The following is a 2299-nucleotide window of genomic DNA, read 5'->3' as shown; positions in this document are numbered from 1 at the left end:
GGAGCGCCCCGGGTGACCGCCCGGCGCCGGACCGACAGGCCGCGGGCCCGGGTGCGGGCCACGGCCCCGTGCGTCGGCGAACCGGCTGGTGCGGGGGTGTTACGGGAGCGCCATGCGCCAGATGCGGGCCCAGGTGGAGGCGTACTGGCGCGGCAGCGGGCCGGTGGTGTAGGGGATGCCGTACTTCTCGCACAGCTTGCGCACCCGGGGGGCGATCTGGGCGTAGCGGTTGCTGGGCAGGTCGGGGAAGAGGTGGTGCTCGATCTGGTGGCTGAGGTTGCCGGTGAGGATGTGCAGGAGAGGGCCGCCGTCGATGTTCGCCGAGCCGAGGGCCTGCCGTACGTACCACTGGCCGCGCGACTCGCCCTCGATCTCGTCCTCGGTGAAGGATTCCGCGCCGGCGGGGAAGTGGCCGCAGAAGATGACGGTGTGCGCCCAGATGTTGCGGGTGACGTTGGCGGTGAGGTTGCCGAGCAGGCAGGGCAGGGCGGACGGGCCGGCCAGCAGCGGGAAGAGGACGTAGTCCTTGGCGGATTGCCGTGCCGCCTTGCGGGCCACACCTGCGAGGTCGTCCAGGAACGCGCGCAGCGGCTTGCGGCCCTGGACGACGGCCTCGGGCTCCAGGTCGTACAGCGCGATGGCCCACTCGAAGAGCGGTGCCAGCAGCGGCCCGCCGTACAGGGGCTGGAGGAGATGGACGGGGTGCCAGGGCTGGTCCGCGCTCATCCGCATGGCCACGTAGCCCAGGTCCCGGTCCCGGCCCACCACGTTGGTCCAGGTGTGGTGCAGGTCGTTGTGGGTGTGCTTCCAGGCGGCGGCCGGGGTGGGGAAGTCCCACTCCCAGGTGGTGGAGTGGACGGCCAGGTCGCGCATCCAGTCCCACTGGCCGTGCAGGATGTTGTGGCCCAGCTCCATGTTCTCCAGGATCTTGGCGGTGGTGAGCATCGCCGTTCCGGCCAGCCAGGCGGGCGGCAGCAGGGACACGGCCAGTGCGGCCCGGCCACCGGCTTCCAGGGCGCGGTGCACGGTGATGAGGGTGCGGATGTAGCGGGCGTCCTCGGCGCCGCGCTCGGCCAGCACCTCGGCGCGGATGCGGTCCAGTTCCTGCCCGAAGGCGTCGGCTTCGTGCGGCGCAAGAGCAAACGCAGCGGCCACTGATTTCTCCCCTTCCTGAAGGCTCAAGGCTCGACAGACGGTCTCTACAGGTCGATGTGCACGGGTCCGCAGGCGGCCGACACGCAGGTCTGGATCAGATCGCCCGGCTCGCCGTGTACGTCGCCGGTCCGCAGATCGCGGACCCGGCCGGCGGACAGTCGGCTGACGCAGCTGTGGCAGATGCCCATACGGCAGCCGCTGGGCATGACGACACCCGCCGCCTCGCCCACGGCCAGCAGGGGCGTGGCGGAGCCGGCGTCCGTCTCGACACCGCTGCGGATGAAGCGCACCCGCCCGCCGTGCCCGCCCGATCCACCGCCCGGCGCGGCCGGTGACGGCGGCCGGAACCGCTCCAGATGCAGCCGGCGCCGGGCATCCGCATCGCGCCAGGCCCGCTCGGCGAACGCGAGCAGCCCTTCCGGGCCGCAGGCCCAGGTCTCGCGCTCCGCCCAGTCAGGGCACAGAGCGCCCAGGCGCACCCGGTCCAGCCGCCCTTCCCGGCGGGTGTGGTGTTCGTACAGCGTGAACCAGCTCTCGCGGGCGGCCACGGCACGCAGCTCACCGCCGAAGACCACCCGGTCGGCGTCCGGCGCGCTGTGCACCAGCACGGTGTCCGGGCGGCGGCCCCTGCGCCCGGCGAGCGCGCGCAGCATGGCCACCACGGGCGTGATGCCAATACCGCCGGTCAGCAACAGCAGCCGCGCCGGCGGCGGGCCGGGCAGCACGAAATCCCCCTGGACGGGACCGACGCGCAGGATCTCCCCGGGCCGGACCCGGTGGGCCAGGTGCGGCGACACCCGCCCGTCCGGGACCGCCCGCACCGTGATCGCGAAACGCCCGGAGCCGTCCGGCGGGGTCGTGATCGAGTACGTCCGCCAGTGCAGTACGCCGCCGATGCCCACTCCCACCGGCACGTACTGACCCGCCGCGCGCTGCCCCGACCAGCCACGCCCCGCCCGCACCACGAGCGTCGTCGCGTCCGCCGTCTCCGCCCGGACCAGCTCCACCCGGCCCGCCGGCCACCTGGCCGACCACAGGGGATCGACGACCGCCAGAAAGTCGTCGGGCAGCAACGGGGTGGTCAGCCGCCCGGCACCCTGCCAGACGGGCCGCGCCAGGTGCCGCAGCGCACCGACCATTCCGC

2 protein-coding genes are annotated in these 2299 nt (G+C 73.5%); both read right to left on the bottom strand.

Annotated elements, in window-relative coordinates:
• Positions 1 to 99: 99 nt before the first annotated feature.
• Positions 100 to 1155 (bottom strand): fatty acid desaturase family protein, encoded by a 1056-nt coding sequence (locus ACFVJQ_RS45830; protein ID WP_385791925.1) that lies wholly within the window; start codon positions 1153 to 1155, stop codon positions 100 to 102.
• Positions 1156 to 1199: 44 nt separating this feature from the next.
• Positions 1200 to 2294: a ferredoxin reductase gene (locus tag ACFVJQ_RS45825; RefSeq protein WP_385791927.1), complete on the bottom strand. Its 1095-nt coding sequence runs from the start codon at positions 2292 to 2294 to the stop codon at positions 1200 to 1202.
• Between the last annotated feature and the right edge of the window lie 5 nt (positions 2295 to 2299).

The organism is Streptomyces sp. NPDC127197 (assembly GCF_042672405.1).
GTDB lineage: Bacteria > Actinomycetota > Actinomycetes > Streptomycetales > Streptomycetaceae > Streptomyces > Streptomyces flavusporus.
This window is presented reverse-complemented; position numbering and strand designations above follow the sequence as displayed.